The organism is Nocardioides sp. NPDC092400 (assembly GCF_040684155.1).
Lineage (GTDB): Bacteria > Actinomycetota > Actinomycetes > Propionibacteriales > Nocardioidaceae > Nocardioides.
On the sequence record NZ_JBFBFJ010000001.1, the window covers coordinates 753,238 to 770,613 of the forward strand.

Genomic DNA, 17,376 nt, shown 5'->3' on the forward strand with positions numbered 1-17,376 from the left:
GCGGAACCTCCCACCCGGGCCGGACGGGCGCCGGCTGGGAGACTGGGCGGGTGACTGCCCGCCGCGACATCGTCATCCTCGGCTCGACCGGCTCCATCGGCACCCAGGCGATCGACCTGGTCCGGGCCAACCCCGACCGCTTCCGCGTCGTCGGGCTGACCGCCGGCGGCTCCCACCCCGAGCTGTTCGAGCAGCAGGTCGCCGAGCTGCGGCCGGCGTACGCCGGGCTGGGGGAGGACGCCTCGGTCGAGGCCGCCTCGATGGAGGCGGACGTCGTGCTCAACGGCATCACCGGTGCGGTCGGGCTGCGCCCGACGCTCGCCGCGCTCGACGCGGGCACCACCCTGGCGCTGGCCAACAAGGAGTCGCTGGTCATGGGCGGCCCGCTCGTACTCGAGCGCGCGCGGCCCGGCCAGATCGTGCCGGTGGACTCCGAGCACTCGGCGCTGGCCCAGTGCCTGCGCGGCGGCTCGCCCGAGGAGGTGCGGCGCCTGGTGCTGACCGCCAGCGGAGGGCCGTTCCGCGGACGCACCCGCGCGGAGCTCGCCGACGTCACCCCCGAGCAGGCGATGGCGCACCCCACCTGGGCGATGGGCCCGGTGATCACGATCAACTCCGCGACGCTGGTCAACAAGGGGCTGGAGGTGATCGAGGCGCACCTGCTCTTCGGTATCCCCTACGACCGGATCGAGGTCGTGGTCCACCCGACGAGCGTCGTGCACTCGATGGTGGAGTTCGTCGACGGCTCCACGCTGGTGCAGGCGAGCCCGCCGACCATGATGATCCCGATCGCGCTGGGCCTGGCCTGGCCCGACCGGGTGCCGGACGCCGCGCCCGCGGTCGACTGGACCCGGACCGAGACCTGGGAGTTCCACCCGCTCGACGACGAGGCGTTCCCCGCGGTGTCGCTGGCCCGGGCGGCCGGGGAGCGCGGCGCCACCGCGCCCGCGGTCTACAACGCGGCCAACGAGGTCTGCGTCGACGCCTTCCGCCGCGGGCGGCTCGGCTTCATCGACATCGTGCCCACGGTTCAGGCCGTTCTCAGCGAGCACGACGTACCCTCGATCGAGCACCTCTCCGTCGACGACGTCCTCGCTGCCGACGCCTGGGCACGTCGCCGGGCCGAGGAGCTCGTCTCGTGACCCACCCCTGATCGGACCCGGATGACCGCGTTGCTCTACCTGCTCGGAGTGGTGACCTTCGTCGTCGCCATCCTCGCCTCGATCGGCCTGCACGAGCTCGGCCACATGATCCCCGCCAAGCGGTTCGGCGGGAAGGTCACCCAGTACATGATCGGGTTCGGCCCCACCGTGTGGAGCAGGAAGGTCGGCGAGACCGAGTACGGCCTGAAGGCCATCCCGCTCGGCGGGTACGTGAAGATCATCGGGATGCTGCCCCCGGGCGCCACCGCGGTCGCCGACGAGGTGACGTACGACGAGCACGGCCAGCAGGTCGTGAAGGTCCGCAAGTCCAACACCGGCATGTTCACCCAGCTGATCTCCGACGCCCGCGCGGCGGAGTGGGAGCTGGTCCAGCCCGGCGACGACGGGCGCCTGTTCTACAAGATGGCCTGGTGGAAGAAGGTCGTCGTGATGGCCGGGGGTCCGACGGTCAACATCCTCATCGCGTTCGGCATCTACGCCTCGGTCTTCGGGACCTACGGCAACCCCGGCGACGTCGAGATCCAGCCGGTCGTCAGCTCGGTGCAGAAGTGCGTGGTCCCGGCGGCCGAGGACGGTCGCGTCTGCACCGACGAGGACCCCGCCACGCCGGCCGTCGAGGCGGGGCTGCAGCCGGGTGACCGGTTCGTCTCCTTCAACGGCACGCCGGTGGCGGACTGGGAGCAGCTGCAGGACCTGATCCGCGGCAACGACGACGGCCGCGCGGAGATCGTCATCGAGCGCGACGGCGAGCAGCAGACCGTGGTCACCAACACGACCGTCTCGGCGCGGCCGACCTCGGCGACCGACGAGACGCTGCAGCAGGTCGGGTTCCTCGGCATCTCGCCGAGCGCCGACCTCGTGAGCGGCGGCATCGGCTACACCCTGGGCCAGATGGGGGAGATGACCAAGGACACCTTCGTGGCCCTCGGGACGCTCCCGGCGAAGGTGTGGGACGTCGGCCAGGCGATCGTCGGCCTCGAGGAGCGCGACCCCGAGGGCCCGGTCAGCATCGTCGGCGGCGGCCGCCTCGCGGGGGAGACCACCTCGCACGAGGAGATCCCCGGCGGCGACAAGGCCGTCTTCCTGCTGCTGCTGATCGCCGGGTTCAACTTCTTCATCGGCATGTTCAACTTCCTGCCGCTGCTCCCGCTCGACGGCGGCCACATCGCCAGCGCGCTGTGGGAGGCAGTCCGCCGCGGCTTCGCCCGGGTCGTCGGCCGCCCCGACCCCGGGTACGTCGACGCCGCCAAGCTGCTGCCGGTCGCGTACGTCGTCGCCTCGGCCATGCTGGTGATGGGCGTCGTGCTGATCGTCGGCGACCTCGTCGTGCCGCTGCATCTCGAGTCGTGACCGTGCCTGGGCGGCCCGTAGGCTGGAGGGCATGACCGCCATCAGCCTGGGGATGCCCGCAGCGCCGCCGCCGGTGCTCGCGCCCCGCCGCAAGACCCGCCAGATCCAGGTCGGCAAGGTGGGCGTCGGCAGCGACCACCCGGTCTCGGTGCAGTCGATGACCACGACGGTCACCGCGGACATCAACGCCACCCTCCAGCAGATCGCCGAGCTCACCGCGTCGGGCTGCGACATCGTGCGCGTGGCGTGCCCGAGCCAGGACGACGCCGAGGCCCTGCCCGCGATCGCCGCGAAGAGCCAGATCCCGGTCATCGCCGACATCCACTTCCAGCCCAAGTACGTCTTCGCCGCGATCGACGCCGGCTGCGCCGCCGTGCGGGTGAACCCGGGCAACATCAAGAAGTTCGACGACCAGGTCAAGGAGATCGCGCGGGCCGCCGCGGACCGCGGCACCTCGATCCGGATCGGCGTCAACGCCGGCTCGCTGGACAAGCGGCTGATGGAGAAGTACGGCAAGGCCACCCCCGAGGCGCTCGTGGAGTCCGCGAAGTGGGAGGCGGGCCTCTTCGAGGAGCACGGCTTCCGCGACTTCAAGATCTCGGTCAAGCACAACGACCCGGTCGTCATGGTCCGCGCCTACGAGCTGCTCGCCGCCGAGGGCGACTGGCCGCTCCACCTCGGTGTCACCGAGGCCGGCCCGGCCTTCCAGGGCACCATCAAGTCGGCCACCGCCTTCGGTGCCCTGCTGTCGCAGGGCATCGGCGACACGATCCGCGTCTCCCTCTCCGCCCCGCCGGTGGAGGAGGTCAAGGTCGGCATCCAGATCCTGCAGTCGCTCAACCTGCGCCCGCGCAAGCTCGAGATCGTCTCCTGCCCGTCCTGCGGCCGCGCCCAGGTCGACGTCTACAAGCTCGCCGACGAGGTGACCGCCGGCCTCGAGGGCATGGAGGTCCCGCTGCGCGTCGCGGTCATGGGCTGCGTCGTCAACGGTCCCGGCGAGGCGCGCGAGGCCGATCTCGGCGTCGCCTCCGGCAACGGCAAGGGGCAGATCTTCGTCAAGGGCGAGGTCATCAAGACCGTGCCGGAGTCGCAGATCGTGGAGACCCTCATCGAGGAGGCCATGCGCATCGCGGAGGGCATGGAGAGCATCGACGGCGCCGCCGCCGAGGTCACCGTCGGCTGACGCGTCGGTCGCGTAGGCTGCCGACGTGCTGTCGACGCGTCACGGTGTGCGCCCCCTCGGGGCGGCCGACCTCGGCGCCTTCCTCGAGCTGACCGGCCGCGACCCGGTGGTCAACGTCTTCGCCGACTACCGCGCCCGCACCACCAACCTCGAGCCGCGCTGGCTCGGCGGTGAGATGTGGGGCCGGTACGCCGACGGCCAGCTCGTGGCCGCCTGCCACGTCGGCGCGAACCTGGTGCCGATCGGCGCCTCGCCCGACGACGCCCGGGCCTTCGCCGAGCGAGCGCTGGCCCGCGGCCGGACCGTCTCGACCATCGTCGGCCCCCACGAGCCGGTCCAGGAGTTCTGGAACGGCGTCGCGGACAGCTGGGGCCGCCCGCGCGAGCTGCGCTGGCAGCAGCCCCACCTGGAGATGACCGGTCCGCCGGAGATCGAGCCGGACCCGCGGGTGCGTCGTACGACGCGGCAGGACATGCCCGAGCTCTACCCCGCGTGCGTGGCGATGTACACCGAGGAGGTCGGCGTCTCGCCCGAGCAGGGCGGCGGCGCGGAGCTCTACCGGGCGCGGGTCACCCAGCTGATGAACCGCGGCTGGTCCTTCGCCGCCTTCGAGGGTGACCGGCTGGTCTTCAAGGCCGAGGTCGCCTGCGCCTCGCCGTACGCCGCCCAGATCCAGGGGGTGTGGGTGCCGCCGGACCACCGCGGCCAGGGGCTGGCCGAGAGCGGCATGGCCGCCGTGGTGGAGCTGGTCCGCACCGAGGTCGCCCCGGTGGTCTCGCTCTACGTCAACGAGTGGAACGAGCCGGCCCGCCGCGCCTACCACCGCGTGGGCTTCCGCGAGACGGCCCGCTTCTCCACCGTGATGTTCTGACCGCGGCGTCCTGAGCCGGTCCTGAGCCCGCGCCCCGCCGGGTCTGCCACGCTGGGCGCATGAGCCTGCCCCTGAGCGCCAAGGTCCTCGCCACCGGCTTCACCGTCAGCGGGGTCGTCCACCTGGTCCGCCCCCAGGTCTTCGAGCCGCTGATGCCGGCCTGGGTGCCCGCCCACCGCGAGCTGATCTACGCCAGCGGCGTCGCCGAGCTGGCCTGCGCCGCGGGCATGGCCCTGCCCGCCACGCGCAAGGTCGCGGCGTACGCCAGCGTGGCGGTGCTGCTCGGCGTCTTCCCGGGCAACGTGCAGATGGCGCAGGACGCCATGCGGACCCGCAACACCCGGTTCAAGGCGATCGCGCTGGGCCGGCTGCCGATGCAGCTGCCGATGATCCGCGCCGCGCTGAAGGCGGCCCGCGCCTGACCCGGCGGACGGCTCGGAACCGGTGCGCCGGCGGGGGACCGCCCGCCGTACCCTTGCGCCCATGACCGCCCGGATCCTGCGCATGTCGAGCCTCTTCGTCCGCACGCTGCGCGACGACCCGGCGGACGCGGAGGTCCCCAGCCACAAGCTGCTCGTGCGCGCCGGGTACATCCGCCGCGCCGCCCCCGGCATCTACACCTGGCTGCCGCTGGGCCTGCGGGTGCTGCGCCGGATCGAGGACATCGTCCGCGACGAGATGGACGGGATCGGTGCCCAGGAGGTCAGCTTCCCCGCGCTGCTGCCCCGGGAGCCCTACGAGGCCACCAACCGCTGGACCGAGTACGGCGACGGGCTGTTCCGCCTGCAGGACCGCAAGGGCGGCGACTACCTGCTCGGCCCGACCCACGAGGAGATGTTCACGCTCCTCGTCAAGGACCTGTACTCCTCCTACAAGGACCTCCCGCTCGCGCTGTACCAGATCCAGACGAAGTACCGCGACGAGGCGCGTCCCCGCGCCGGGTTGCTGCGCGGCCGCGAGTTCATCATGAAGGACTCCTACTCCTTCGACGTCGACGACGCCGGCCTGGAGGAGAGCTACCAGCGCCACCGCGACGCCTACATCCGGATCTTCGACCGGCTCGGGTTCGAGTACGCCATCGTCCGGGCCACCTCGGGGGCCATGGGCGGCTCGAGGTCCGAGGAGTTCCTCGCCAAGGCCGCGGTCGGCGAGGACACCTACGTCCGCTGCACCACCTGCGACTACGCCGCGAACGTCGAGGCCGTCCAGGTCCGCGCGCCGCAGCCGGTGCCGTACGACGACGCGCCGGCCGCCCACGCCGAGGCCACCCCCGGCACGCCCACGATCGAGACGCTCGTCGACCACCTCAACGCGGCGTACCCGCGCGCGGACCGGCCCTGGCACGCCGGCGACACGCTCAAGAACGTCCTGGTGACCCTCAAGCACCCCGACGGCACCCGCGAGCCGCTCGCGATCGGCCTGCCCGGCGACCGCGAGGTCGACCAGAAGCGGCTCGAGGGTCAGCTCGAGCCGATCGAGGTCGAGCCGATGGACGAGGCGGAGCTGCGCAAGCACCCCGCGCTGGTCAAGGGCTACATCGGCCCCGGCGTGCTGGGGGAGGACAACGCCTCGGGCATCCGCTACCTCGTCGACCCCCGCGTCGTCGAGGGCACCCGGTGGGTGACCGGCGCCGACGTCGACGGCAGCCACGTCCTCGACCTGGTCGCCGGACGCGACTTCACCCCCGACGGCACCATCGAGGCCGCCGAGGTCCGTGACGGCGACCCGTGCCCCGCCTGCGACGGCGGCGTCCTGGAGACCGCCCGCGGCATCGAGATGGGCCACATCTTCCAGCTCGGCCGCAAGTACGCCGACGCGCTGGGCCTGCAGGTGCTCGACGAGAACGGCAAGCTGGTCACCGTCACGATGGGCTCCTACGGCATCGGCCCCTCGCGCGCCGTCGCGGCCATCGCCGAGGGCACCGCCGACGAGCTGGGCCTGTGCTGGCCGCGCCACGTCGCGCCGGCCGACGTGCACCTGGTGGCCACCGGCAAGGACGAGGCCGTCTTCGCCGCCGCCGAGCGCGTCGCCCACGAGCTGTCCAACCAGGGCATCGACGTGCTCTTCGACGACCGCCCGGGCAAGGTCAGCCCCGGGGTGAAGTTCAAGGACGCCGAGCTGATCGGCGTCCCGACGATCGTCGTGGTCGGCAAGGGCCTCGCCGACGGCGTCATCGAGGTCAAGGACCGACGCACCGGCGAGCGCGAGCAGGTCCCCGCCGACCACGTGGTCGACCACGTGGTGCGCCTCGTCCGTGCCTGAGCCGCGCCGTCCCGGGACTCCGGGCCGAGCCGGCGGGCGCGGCGTCGAGGCGGTGATCTTCGACTGGGGCGGCACGCTGACCCGGTGGCACGACGTGGACTTCCACGCCGAGTCGCTGGCGCTGGCCGCGGCCGTGGTCGCGACCCCGTCGAAGGACGACGACCGCCACCTCCACGCCGAGCGCCTGCACGCCGCCGGCTCCGTCGTCTGGGGCCGCAGCCGCGACCACCAGGAAAGCGCCACGATCGGCGACCTCTTCACCGCGGCGGGCCTCGAGCACGACCCCGAGCTGCTGACGGCCTACTACGAGTTCTGGGAGCCGCACACCGGGACCGACCCCGAGGTGCGCCCGCTGCTCGAGGCCCTTCGCGCCGACGGCGTCAAGGTCGGCGTGCTCTCCAACACGATCTGGCCGCGCTCGTGGCACCGCGGGTTCTTCGAGCGCGACGGCGTGCTGGACCTGCTGGACGGCGACGTCTACACCAGCGAGATCCCGTGGACCAAGCCCTCGCCGCTGGCCTTCCGCGCTGCGATGGACGCCGTGGGCGCGAGCGACCCCGCCCGCTGCGTGTACGTCGGCGACCGGCTCTACGACGACGTCTGGGGAGCCCAGCAGGCCGGCCTCCGGGCGGTGCACGTCCCGCACAGCGTCATCCCGCCCGAGCAGGTCGGCCACGCCGAGGGCAGTCCGGACGCCGTGGTGCAGCGGATCGGCGAGGTCCACGAGGTCGTCAGCCGCTGGTACTGACCGCGCGGGGCGGTCGCTCTCGCCCGCCGGTCTGCAGGTTCGTGCAATGCGAGAACCTGAGGGGTCGCCGGCATCGCGCCCGGGACCTGCGGTGATGCAGAGTTCTGCACGAGGGAGTTCCCCGTCGGTCCCCACCTCGGACGGCTCCCTCAGGACCCACCGTGTCCGGGTCGCGTCAGCGGTCCGCGTGCTCGCGCACTCCGGGGAACATCTCGGGCGTTCCCCGGAAGGCGAGCTCGCGGACCGCTGTGCGCACGAGCACCTCCACCGCCCAGCGCCGCAGCGGTCCCGCGCTGTGCGCGACCAGTGCGGCGTACGTCGCGGCGCAGTCGGTCTCCAGCTGCAGGGCCCGGCGCTCGACCGCCGCGGTGGTGCCGAGGCGCTCGGGGAGCTCGTAGGCCGGCTCCGCCGCCACCGGGTCGGCGCCGCGGTCCAGCAGCTCGCGCTCGAGACGGTCGCGCTGCGCGCGGTGCTGGACGTAGGCGTCCTGCAGCGCGGCGTACAGGCCCGGGGCGCCGGACTGCGACGTCTGCGCGCCGAGCGCGCCCACGACGTAGAGCGCGGCGTGCTCGGCCGCGAGGGTGGTCCGCAGCGCCTCCAGGGTGGTCACGAGGACGCCCCCGGCGAGGAGGGCGAGGCCCCGGCGCCGGTCCGGGGGAGGACCGTGAGCTGCTGGGCGACCGCCGCGGCCATGGAGGCCAGCAGCTGGGCCAGGGGGCCGCTGTCGGCGCGCACCGCGGCGCCGGCCAGCCGCCGCTGGTGGGCGATCTCGCGGCGGCGGGCCAGCGCGAGCGCGGCGGCGGCGTCCGCGGTCGGCGGGGCGGACGGGCCTTCCTGCGTGCCCTCGAGCGCCTCGAGGTGGGCGACGTGCACCGCCTCCAAGCCGGCCAGCACCGGGCGGAGCCTGGGGTGGCGGACCCGCACGGCCGCGACCAGCGACAGCTGGGCCGCCACCTCGCCCACGACCTCCTCGACGAGCGCCTCGTCGGCGTCCGGGTCGGGCGCCGGCGACGCCGCGCCGGGCTGGTCGCCGCCGGGCAGCAGGCCGTCGAGGTCGGCGTCGCAGCCGGCCAGCGCGCCCCCCACGAGGGGCCCGAGGGTGACCGCAGCCACCCCGACGACGGTGCGTCGGGAGGCGGTCGGGAGGGAGGGCACGGCGTGACCCTAACGTCCGTCCTCCCGGGCGTTATGGTGTCCGGACACCGGCACGTGCAGGACAACAGAACAGGGAGGTCGCGCACCCGTGACCACAGGCAAGCAGGACGCCGTCCGGGGTCGGATCGAGGACGAGCTCCGCGACCCCCTGAAGAAGCTGGGGCTCGACGTCGAGGCGGTCGAGATCACCCCGGCCGGGAAGCGGCGCGTGCTCCGCGTCGCGGTCGACAAGGACGGCGGGGTCACCCTCGACGACGTCGCCGAGGCCACCCGCGAGGTGGACCGCGTGCTGGAGGCCTCCGACGTGATGGGCGAGCAGCCCTACACCCTCGAGGTCACCTCCCGGGGCGTCGACCGCCCGCTGACCCTCCCGCGCCACTGGCGCCGCAACGCCGACCGCCTGGTCAAGGTCACCACGACCGACGGCCAGACCCTCACCGGCCGGGTGACCGCGTCCGACGACGACGGCGTCACGCTCGACGTGACCGGCCGCGCGCGGCGGGTGGCGTACACCGAGGTCGCCAAGGCGCTCGTCCAGGTCGAGTTCAACCGCAAGGCCGACCCCGACGAGGGTCCGGACGAGGCCGAGGGCCTCGAGGAGGAGGAGTCCTGATGGACATCGACCTGAGCATCCTGCGGATGCTGGAGCGGGAGAAGGAGATCTCCTTCGACGTCCTCGTCGAGGCGATCGAGCAGGCCCTGCTCACGGCGTACCACAAGACCCCCGGCGCGCAGGAGCGTGCGCGCGTCGAGCTCGACCGCAAGTCCGGCCACGTGACCGTGATGGCGACCGAGGTCGACGACGAGGGCAACCCGGTGGGGGAGTACGACGACACCCCGCAGGGGTTCGGCCGGATCGCCGCCACGACCGCCAAGCAGATCATGCTGCAGCGGCTGCGCGACGCCGAGGACGAGATGCGGTTCGGTGAGTTCTCCGGCAAGGAGGGCGACATCATCTCCGGCGTCATCCAGCAGGGTCGCAACCCCGACGACGTCATGGTCGACCTGGGGAAGGTCGAGGCGCTCCTGCCCGTCAGCGAGCGCGTGCCGGGCGAGGACTACAGCCACGGCACCCGCATCAAGTGCCTGGTCGTCTCGGTCCGCAAGGGGATGCGCGGTCCCCAGATCACGCTGTCGCGCTCGCACCCGAGCCTGGTCAAGAAGCTCTTCGCGCTCGAGGTCCCGGAGATCGCCGACGGCACCGTCGAGATCGCCGCGATCGCCCGCGAGGCCGGCCACCGCAGCAAGATCGCCGTCCACAGCACCGCCTCGGGGGTCAACCCCAAGGGCGCGTGCATCGGCCCGATGGGCCAGCGCGTGCGCAACGTGATGGCCGAGCTCAACGGCGAGAAGATCGACATCGTCGACTGGTCCGACGACCCCGCCACCCTGGTCGCCAACGCGCTCTCCCCGGCCCGCGTCACCTCCGTGGAGGTCGTGGACGCCGCCGCCCGCTCGGCCCGCGTCGTCGTGCCGGACTTCCAGCTCTCCCTCGCCATCGGCAAGGAGGGCCAGAACGCGCGCCTCGCCGCCCGGCTGACCGGATGGCGCATCGACATCCGCTCCGACGAGCCCGACGACGACGCCTGAGAACGGCCCTCGACCCTCCCGGTTCGGTGAAGAGCCGTCGAACCGGTAGGGTTGAGGCCAGTGGCTCGCTCTCCTCAGTCCTCCGCACGCCCGGACGACATCGACCCCTCGGGGCCGGTCCGGACCTGCATCGGATGCCGGAGGCGGACCGCCAAGCGCGAGTTGTTGCGGGTGACCGCCGGCTCGGGCGACGACGGCCGTCCGGCCGTGGTCCCCGATCCGACTGCCACCGTTCCGGGGCGTGGTGCACACCTGCACCCCACCCAGGAGTGCTACGACCTCGCGGTGCGCCGGAAGGCGTTCGGCCGGGCCCTGAGGATCAGCGGCACGCCCGGGCTCCCCAGCACGCCGGTGGCCGAGCACATCGCTCGCACGCACGTCCGACCTGATGACACGACCAGGAACTGGAGCAGCAGCTCATGAGCACTCGATGAGTACTTCCCAATGAGTTTGCACAACCACCAACGGTCCTAGGACGCCGAGCGCGGGTCCGGGGCCAGAAGGAGAAACGTGGCCAAGACCCGAGTTCACGAGCTCGCCAAGCAGTACGGCGTCGAGAGCAAGTTCGTTCTCGAGAAGCTCAAGGAGATGGGGGAGTTCGTCAAGTCGGCGAGCTCCACGGTGGAGCCCCCCGTCGAGATGCGCTTCAAGAAGGAGTTCGGCGAGCAGCTGAAGGCTGCCGGCGGCTCCGCCCAGGCCGACGCGCCCGCCGAGAAGGCGGCCCCGCAGGCCTCCCCGGCCGCACCCGCGGCCCCCGCTCCGGCTGCCCCCGCGCAGTCGGCGCCCACCCCGTCCGCCCCGGCGCCCACGGCTCCGGCAGCGCCGGCTCCCGCGGTGTCGGCTCCGGCTGCCCCGTCGGCTCCGGCTGCCCCGGCTGCGCCGTCCGGCCCCCGGCCGGGTCCGCGACCCGGCCCGGCCGCCAAGCCGGCCCCGGAGCCGGAGAAGGCCCCCGAGCGTCCGCAGGCGCCTGCCAAGCAGGCACCGGCCGCTCCTGCCGCTCCCGCCACGCCGGCCGCACCCGCAGCGTCGGCCGGTGCTCCGGCCACGCCGAAGGCCCCGAGCCCGGCTCCGCGCCCGGTCGGTCGCCCCGGCGCGCCGCGTCCCGGCAACAACCCGTTCAGCTCCAACCAGGGCATGGGCCGGCGTCCGGCTCCGTCCGGTCCGGCTGCCGGCGGCGCTCCCGCCGGTGGCGGCGCCGGTGCGGGCACCGGCGCTGGTGACCAGCGTCCGCCGCGTCCGCCGGCCGGTCGCGACGGCGGTGCTCCGGGTCGTCCGGGCATGCCCCGTCCGAACCCGGCGATGATGCCCAAGTCCCCGGCCGCCTTCGGCGCCGGCCCCGGCGGTCGCGCCGGTGGTCCGGGTCGTCCCGGTGGCGGTCCCGGCCGTCCGGGCGCCCCCGGTCGTCCCGGTGCTCCGGGTCGCGGTGGCCCGGGTGGCGCCGGCGCCGGCGCCCCGGGTCGTCCCGGTGGCTTCGCCGGTCGTCCCGGCGGCGGCAACCGTCCCGGCCAGCGCGGTCAGACCCAGGGTGCGTTCGGTCGCCCCGGCGGTCCCTCGCGTCGCGGTCGCAAGTCCAAGCGGGCGCGTCGTCAGGAGTTCGAGGCCATGCAGGCCCCGACGATCGGCGGCGTGCGCGTCCGCAAGGGCGACGGCGAGACCGTCAAGCTGCCTCGCGGTGCGTCCCTGACCGACTTCGCCGAGCGGATCGGCGTCGACGCCGCCTCGCTGGTGCAGATGCTGTTCAGCCTCGGCGAGATGGTCACCGCGACCGAGTCGGTCAACGACGCCACGCTCGAGCTGCTCGGCGAGGAGCTCAACTACGTCGTGCAGGTCGTCTCGCCCGAGGACGAGGACCGCGAGCTGCTCGAGTCCTTCGACCTCGAGTTCGGTGAGGACGAGGGCGACGAGGCCGACCTGGTCGTGCGACCCCCGGTCGTCACGGTCATGGGTCACGTCGACCACGGAAAGACCAAGCTCCTCGACGCGCTGCGCAACGCCAACGTCGTCGACAAGGAGGCCGGTGGCATCACCCAGCACATCGGTGCCTACCAGGTCGCGGCCGAGGTCGACGGCGAGCAGCGCCGCATCACCCTCATCGACACCCCGGGTCACGAGGCGTTCACCGCCATGCGTGCCCGTGGTGCCCAGGCCACCGACATCGCGATCCTCGTGGTCGCGGCCGACGACGGCGTCATGCCCCAGACGGTCGAGGCGCTCAACCACGCCAAGGCCGCCGGGGTGCCGATCGTGGTGGCGGTCAACAAGATCGACAAGCCGGAGGCGGACCCGACCAAGGTCCGTGGCCAGCTGACCGAGTACGGCCTGGTCCCCGAGGAGTACGGCGGCGACGCGATGTTCGTCGACGTCTCGGCCAAGTCGGGGCTCAACCTCGACAGCCTCCTCGAGGCCGTCGTGCTGACCGCCGACGCGTCGCTGGACCTGCGGGCCAACCCGAAGCAGGACGCCCAGGGCCTCGTGGTCGAGGCGCACCTGGACCGCGGTCGCGGTCCGGTCGCCACGGTCCTGGTCCAGCGCGGAACGCTCCGCGTCGGCGACTCGATCGTCGCCGGTCCGGCCCACGGCCGGGTCCGGGCGATGCTCGACGAGCACGGCAACGAGCTGACCGAGGCCACGCCGGCGCGTCCGGCGATGGTTCTGGGTCTCTCCGCAGTGCCGGGTGCGGGCCAGAACTTCCTGGTCGTCGAGGACGACCGGATGGCCCGTCAGATCGCCGAGAAGCGCGAGGCCCGCGAGCGGGCGGCCATGCAGGCCAAGCGCCGCGTGCGTCGTACGCTCGAGGACTTCATGGCCTCCATGGAGAAGGGCCAGAGCCAGGAGCTCAACCTGATCCTCAAGGGCGACGTGTCCGGTTCGGTCGAGGCGCTCGAGGACTCGCTGTCGCAGATCGACGTCGGCGACGAGGTCACGCTGCGGGTCATCGACCGCGGTGTCGGTGCGATCACCGAGACCAACGTCGACCTGGCCGCAGCCTCCGACGCCATCATCATCGGCTTCAACGTCCGCCCCCAGGGCAAGGCGACCGAGATGGCGGACAAGGAGGGTGTCGAGATCCGCTACTACTCGGTCATCTACCAGGCGATCGAGGAGATCGAGGCGGCGCTCAAGGGCATGCTCAAGCCCGAGTACGAGGAGTCGACCCTGGGCCAGGCGGAGATCCGTGCGATCTTCCGCTCCTCCCGGATCGGCAACATCGCGGGCTGCATGGTCACCTCGGGCGTCATCCGACGCAACGCCAAGGTGCGCGTCATCCGTGACGGCGCCGTGGTGGCCGACAACCTCGACCTCGCGTCGCTCAAGCGGGAGAAGGACGACGCGTCCGAGGTCCGCGAGGGCTTCGAGTGCGGTCTGGTCCTGCGCAACTTCCAGGACATCAAGGAAGGCGACGTCGTCGAGGCGTTCGAGATGCGGGAGATCCCCCGCAGCTGATCACCACCCGGTCGGCGGGTCCCCCCTTCGTGGGTGGGGCCCGCCGACCGGTGCGTCTGGGGCGGGCCGGCACGGGCCGGCCCGCCCGACCCCGCCTGGCCGTCACGGCTCGGGCACGTTCTGAGAGAGTGAGAGACATGAGCAGTCCCCGGGTACGCAAGATCGCCGACCGGATCCAGGTCGTCGTGGCCGAGATGCTCGAGCGGCGGATCAAGGACCCGCGGCTCGGCTTCGTGACCCTCACCGACGTCCGTGTCTCGGGCGACTCCCAGCAGGCGACGATCTTCTACACCGTCCTCGCCGGCACCGGCGAGGGCGCCCAGGACGACGAGACCGCCATGGCCGGCACGGCCGCGGCGCTCGAGTCGGCCAAGGGCCTGATCCGCTCCGAGGTCGGCAAGCAGCTCGGCATGCGGCACGTGCCGAGCCTGACCTTCGTCGCCGACGCGCTGCCGGAGTCCGCCCGCCACCTCGACGAGGTGCTGGCCCGGGCGAAGGCGCTCGACGAGGAGGTCGCCGCCCGCCGCGTGGAGGCCTACGCCGGCGAGCCCGACCCCTACAAGAAGCCCCGCGCCGAGGGTGACGACGAGGACGCCGACGAGGACGCCGGCGAGGACGACGGGGCCGCGGGCGACCCCGCCCGCCCGGCCCAGCCGATCGACCCCGTCGACCCGGACGAGGTGTGACGGCTCCGGCCGCCCGCCCTGCCGTGCGCCCCGGGCTCGTCGTGGTCGACAAGCCCGGCGGGATGACCTCCCACGACGTCGTCTCGCGCGTCCGTCGGCTCGTCGGCACCCGCAAGGTGGGCCACGCCGGCACGCTCGACCCGATGGCCACCGGCGTGCTGGTGCTCGGCGTCGACCGGGCGACCCGCCTGCTGGGTCACCTGATGCTCACCGACAAGGGGTACGACGCCACGGTGCGGCTCGGCGTCGCCACGACGACCGACGACGCCGAGGGCGAGGTGCTCGCGGCGACGCCGGCCGGCCACCTGGACGAGGACGCCGTCCACGCGGTGCTCGCCGAGTTCGTCGGCGAGCTGCAGCAGGTCCCGACCGCCGTGTCGGCGATCAAGGTGGACGGCAAGCGCGCCTACCAGCGTGTCCGCGACGGCGAGCAGGTCGAGCTCCAGGCCCGCGCCGTGACCGTCCACGAGCTCGTCGTGCACGAGGTGCGTCGCGGTGCGCACGGGCCTGGGCATGAGGCTGGGCACGGCGACGCGGTCGAGGTGGTCGACGTCGACATCAGCCTGCGCTGCTCGAGCGGCACCTACGTCCGCGCGATCGCCCGCGACGCCGGCGCCCGGCTCGGCGTCGGCGGGCACCTGACGGCGCTGCGGCGCACCGCCGTCGGCCCCTACGGGCTCGACGTCGCCCGCACGCTGGAGGAGCTTGCCGACGAGGTCGCCGCCGGCCACGGGGGAGTGCTGCCGATCGCCGACGCGGCGCGGGCGGCGTTCCCGGCCCGCGACCTCGACGACAGCGCGGCCGCCGACGTGCGGGTCGGCCGCAGCCTCGACCTCGAGCTCGACGCCACGACCGCGGTCTTCGCCCCGTCGGGGGAGTTCCTCGCGCTCTACGAGCCGCGCGGCGGTCTCGCCCGCCCGGTTGCCGTCTTCGTCTGATCACCGTCTCGATAGGGTTCGCTCCGTGCAGATCTGGCGCTCGCTCGACGAGGTCCCGGGCGGCCTCGGCCGCACCGTGGTCGTGATCGGCAACTTCGACGGCGTCCACCTCGGCCACCGCCGGGTGCTGGCCCGGGCCCAGCAGATCGCCGCCGACCTCGGCGACCTGCCGGTCGTGGCCGTCACCTTCGACCCGCACCCGATGGCGGTCCTGCGGCCCGAGCACGCCCCGACGACGCTGACCACCATGGAGGTGCGCGCCGACCTGCTGGCCGGTGCCGGCGCCGACGGCGTGCTGGCGGTGCCCTTCTCCCGGGAGGTCGCGGGCTGGAGCCCCGAGGAGTTCGTCGAGCGCGTGCTGGTCGACGCCCTCCACGCCGCCGCCGTGGTCGTCGGTGCCAACTTCCGGTTCGGCAGCCGTGCCGCCGGTGACGTGGCCACTCTCGCCGAGCAGGGCCGCACCCACGACTTCACCGCCGAGGGCATCCCGCTCGACGGCGGGCCGATGGTGTGGTCCTCGACGTACGTCCGGACCTGCCTGGCGGCCGGCGACGTCGCCGGCGCCGCCGAGGCGCTGGGCCGCCCCTACGCCGTCCGCGGCGTCGTGGTCCGCGGCGACCAGCGTGGCCGCGAGCTCGGCTACCCGACCGCCAACGTCCCCACCGACGGCATGCAGGCCGCCCCCGCCGACGGCGTGTACGCCGGCTGGCTGCGGCGGCTCGACACCGGCGAGCGGTTCCCGGCCGCGATCTCGGTCGGCACCAACCCGACCTTCGACGGCGTGCGCGAGCGGCGGGTCGAGAGCTACGTGCTCGACCGCACCGACCTCGAGCTGTACGGCGTGGAGGTCGAGGTGTCCTTCGTCGACCGCCTCCGCGGGATGACCGCCTTCGACTCGGTGGAGTCCCTGGTCGCCCAGATGGACGACGACGTCCGCCGGGCCCGCGAGCTGCTCGTCCCGTGAGCACCGAGCACGGCGTCGCCGGCGGACCGCTCCCGGCGACGGAGGCCTGGTTCCTGCAGCACGGGCTGTCCTACTTCGTGCCGGAGGAGCGCCACCAGGCCCGCGAGGCGCTGCGGCCCCGGAGGTTCCTCCCGGCGGCGGTGCTGACGGTCCTGCTCGCCCTCGGCGGCGGGGTGGTGCTCGCGTGGCTCTCCGACGAGCTGACCGCGGCCCCGGCGTTCCTGCTGACGATCGGCGTGCTCGGCGCCGCGGCGTACTCCCTGACCGCGCTGCGCACGCGGCCGATCGTCGTCTGGGCGCTGCGCCGCGGGCTGGGCAGCCTGCGGACGCTGCTGCCGATGATGAGCCGGGCGCTCCCGCTGCTGCTGCTCTTCGTGACCTTCCTCTTCATCAACGCCGAGGCCTGGCAGCTCTCGGCGAGCCTCTCGACCGGCACGCTGTGGCTCGTCGTCCTGCTGTTCGGCCTGCTGGCCGTCGCGTTCCTGCTGGTGCGGCTGCCCGAGGAGGTCGACCGCACCGACGACGACGTCGACGACGACTTCCTGCTGCGCGCCTGCGCCGGGACGCCCCTGGAGGGGGAGTGCCGCGCACTGGTCGACGACCCGGGCGCCGACCCCGCGGCGTACGCGACGGTCGTGGGGTTCGAGCGCTGGAACCTCGTGCTCGTCCTCGTGGTGATCCAGGCCGTGCAGGTGCTCCTGCTCGCGGCGACCGTCCTGGTCTTCTTCCTGGTCTTCGGCGGCCTGGTCATGGACATCGGGGTCCAGGAGGCCTGGACCGGCGCCGCCGAGGGGTCGATCCGCAACCTGCCCTACCTCGACCAGGTCTCGGTCCCGCTGTTCCAGGTCTCGCTGTTCCTCGCGGCGTTCTCCAACCTCTACCTGACCGTCTCGACGGTGACCGACGAGACCTACCGCGAGCAGTTCTTCGGCAGCGTGCTGCGGGAGATGGAGCGCGCGGTCGGCGTCCGCGCGGTCTACCTGGCACTGCGCGACCGGGTCTCCGCCGGTCGGGTGGTCTGA

Annotated in this window: 17 protein-coding genes; 15 read left to right on the top strand and 2 right to left on the bottom strand. The window is 73.2% G+C overall.

Annotated features, from left to right (window positions below; all coding sequences use genetic code 11):
* The first annotated feature begins 50 nt into the window (after positions 1–50).
* The 7 genes from dxr to AB0N29_RS03730 all read left to right on the top strand — a co-directional run bounded on the left by dxr (position 51) and on the right by AB0N29_RS03730 (position 7,577).
* On the top strand, positions 51–1,142 hold the full coding sequence (gene dxr, locus AB0N29_RS03700; protein WP_302270619.1) for a 1-deoxy-D-xylulose-5-phosphate reductoisomerase: 1,092 nt from the start codon (positions 51–53) through the stop codon (positions 1,140–1,142).
* Positions 1,143–1,163: 21 nt separating this feature from the next.
* Positions 1,164–2,513: a site-2 protease family protein gene (locus AB0N29_RS03705; RefSeq protein WP_302270620.1), complete on the top strand. Its 1,350-nt coding sequence runs from the start codon at positions 1,164–1,166 to the stop codon at positions 2,511–2,513.
* Positions 2,514–2,544: 31 nt separating this feature from the next.
* Positions 2,545–3,696 (top strand): flavodoxin-dependent (E)-4-hydroxy-3-methylbut-2-enyl-diphosphate synthase, encoded by a 1,152-nt coding sequence (ispG, locus tag AB0N29_RS03710; RefSeq protein ID WP_302270621.1) that lies wholly within the window; start codon positions 2,545–2,547, stop codon positions 3,694–3,696.
* Positions 3,697–3,721: 25 nt separating this feature from the next.
* Complete coding sequence (locus AB0N29_RS03715; RefSeq protein WP_364864197.1) at positions 3,722–4,567, top strand: GNAT family N-acetyltransferase; 846 nt, start codon at positions 3,722–3,724, stop codon at positions 4,565–4,567.
* A gap of 59 nt (positions 4,568–4,626) precedes the next feature.
* Positions 4,627–4,989: a DoxX family protein gene (locus AB0N29_RS03720; RefSeq protein WP_302270623.1), complete on the top strand. Its 363-nt coding sequence runs from the start codon at positions 4,627–4,629 to the stop codon at positions 4,987–4,989.
* Positions 4,990–5,050: 61 nt separating this feature from the next.
* Positions 5,051–6,829, top strand: a complete 1,779-nt coding sequence (locus AB0N29_RS03725; RefSeq protein WP_364864200.1) for a proline--tRNA ligase — start codon at positions 5,051–5,053, stop codon at positions 6,827–6,829.
* Positions 6,822–7,577 carry an HAD family hydrolase gene (locus tag AB0N29_RS03730; protein WP_302270625.1) on the top strand — a complete coding sequence of 252 codons (756 nt, stop codon included), beginning with the start codon at positions 6,822–6,824 and terminating at the stop codon, positions 7,575–7,577. The genes AB0N29_RS03725 and AB0N29_RS03730 overlap by 8 nt, the downstream gene beginning before the upstream one ends.
* Positions 7,578–7,752: 175 nt before the next feature.
* On the opposite strand, the gene AB0N29_RS03735 is transcribed toward AB0N29_RS03730, so the two are convergent.
* Positions 7,753–8,187 (bottom strand): ferritin-like domain-containing protein, encoded by a 435-nt coding sequence (locus AB0N29_RS03735; RefSeq protein WP_302270626.1) that lies wholly within the window; start codon positions 8,185–8,187, stop codon positions 7,753–7,755.
* Positions 8,184–8,732: a hypothetical protein gene (locus AB0N29_RS03740; protein WP_364864203.1), complete on the bottom strand. Its 549-nt coding sequence runs from the start codon at positions 8,730–8,732 to the stop codon at positions 8,184–8,186. The genes AB0N29_RS03735 and AB0N29_RS03740 overlap by 4 nt, the downstream gene beginning before the upstream one ends.
* Positions 8,733–8,820: 88 nt before the next feature.
* Between AB0N29_RS03740 and rimP the strand changes: the two genes are divergently transcribed.
* From rimP to AB0N29_RS03780, 8 genes are all read left to right on the top strand, one after another.
* Positions 8,821–9,345, top strand: coding sequence for a ribosome maturation factor RimP (gene rimP / locus AB0N29_RS03745; RefSeq protein ID WP_364864205.1), 525 nt, complete (start codon positions 8,821–8,823; stop codon positions 9,343–9,345).
* Entirely contained in the window at positions 9,345–10,322 is a 978-nt protein-coding gene (gene nusA / locus AB0N29_RS03750) for a transcription termination factor NusA (RefSeq protein WP_302270629.1), read from the top strand. The genes rimP and nusA overlap by 1 nt, the downstream gene beginning before the upstream one ends.
* A 60-nt stretch (positions 10,323–10,382) precedes the next feature.
* Complete coding sequence (locus AB0N29_RS03755; RefSeq protein ID WP_364864208.1) at positions 10,383–10,745, top strand: YlxR family protein; 363 nt, start codon at positions 10,383–10,385, stop codon at positions 10,743–10,745.
* Between the two features lie 87 nt (positions 10,746–10,832).
* Positions 10,833–13,766, top strand: a complete 2,934-nt coding sequence (gene infB, locus AB0N29_RS03760) for a translation initiation factor IF-2 (RefSeq protein WP_364864210.1) — start codon at positions 10,833–10,835, stop codon at positions 13,764–13,766.
* 137 nt (positions 13,767–13,903) lie between these two features.
* Positions 13,904–14,452, top strand: a complete 549-nt coding sequence (gene rbfA, locus AB0N29_RS03765) for a 30S ribosome-binding factor RbfA (protein ID WP_364864212.1) — start codon at positions 13,904–13,906, stop codon at positions 14,450–14,452.
* Positions 14,449–15,390, top strand: a complete 942-nt coding sequence (gene truB / locus AB0N29_RS03770; RefSeq protein WP_364864214.1) for a tRNA pseudouridine(55) synthase TruB — start codon at positions 14,449–14,451, stop codon at positions 15,388–15,390. Before rbfA ends, truB begins: the two co-directional genes overlap by 4 nt.
* Positions 15,391–15,415: 25 nt before the next feature.
* Positions 15,416–16,354: a bifunctional riboflavin kinase/FAD synthetase gene (locus AB0N29_RS03775; protein WP_302270634.1), complete on the top strand. Its 939-nt coding sequence runs from the start codon at positions 15,416–15,418 to the stop codon at positions 16,352–16,354.
* Positions 16,351–17,376 carry a hypothetical protein gene (locus AB0N29_RS03780; protein ID WP_364864217.1) on the top strand — a complete coding sequence of 342 codons (1,026 nt, stop codon included), beginning with the start codon at positions 16,351–16,353 and terminating at the stop codon, positions 17,374–17,376. Before AB0N29_RS03775 ends, AB0N29_RS03780 begins: the two co-directional genes overlap by 4 nt.

Coding starts and splice junctions, on each gene's coding strand:
- AB0N29_RS03705 (WP_302270620.1), top strand. CDS start 1,164: ATGACCGCGTTGCTCTACCTGCTCGGAGTGGTGACCTTCGTCGTCGCC.
- ispG (WP_302270621.1), top strand. CDS start 2,545: ATGACCGCCATCAGCCTGGGGATGCCCGCAGCGCCGCCGCCGGTGCTC.
- AB0N29_RS03720 (WP_302270623.1), top strand. CDS start 4,627: ATGAGCCTGCCCCTGAGCGCCAAGGTCCTCGCCACCGGCTTCACCGTC.
- AB0N29_RS03725 (WP_364864200.1), top strand. CDS start 5,051: ATGACCGCCCGGATCCTGCGCATGTCGAGCCTCTTCGTCCGCACGCTG.
- nusA (WP_302270629.1), top strand. CDS start 9,345: ATGGACATCGACCTGAGCATCCTGCGGATGCTGGAGCGGGAGAAGGAG.
- rbfA (WP_364864212.1), top strand. CDS start 13,904: ATGAGCAGTCCCCGGGTACGCAAGATCGCCGACCGGATCCAGGTCGTC.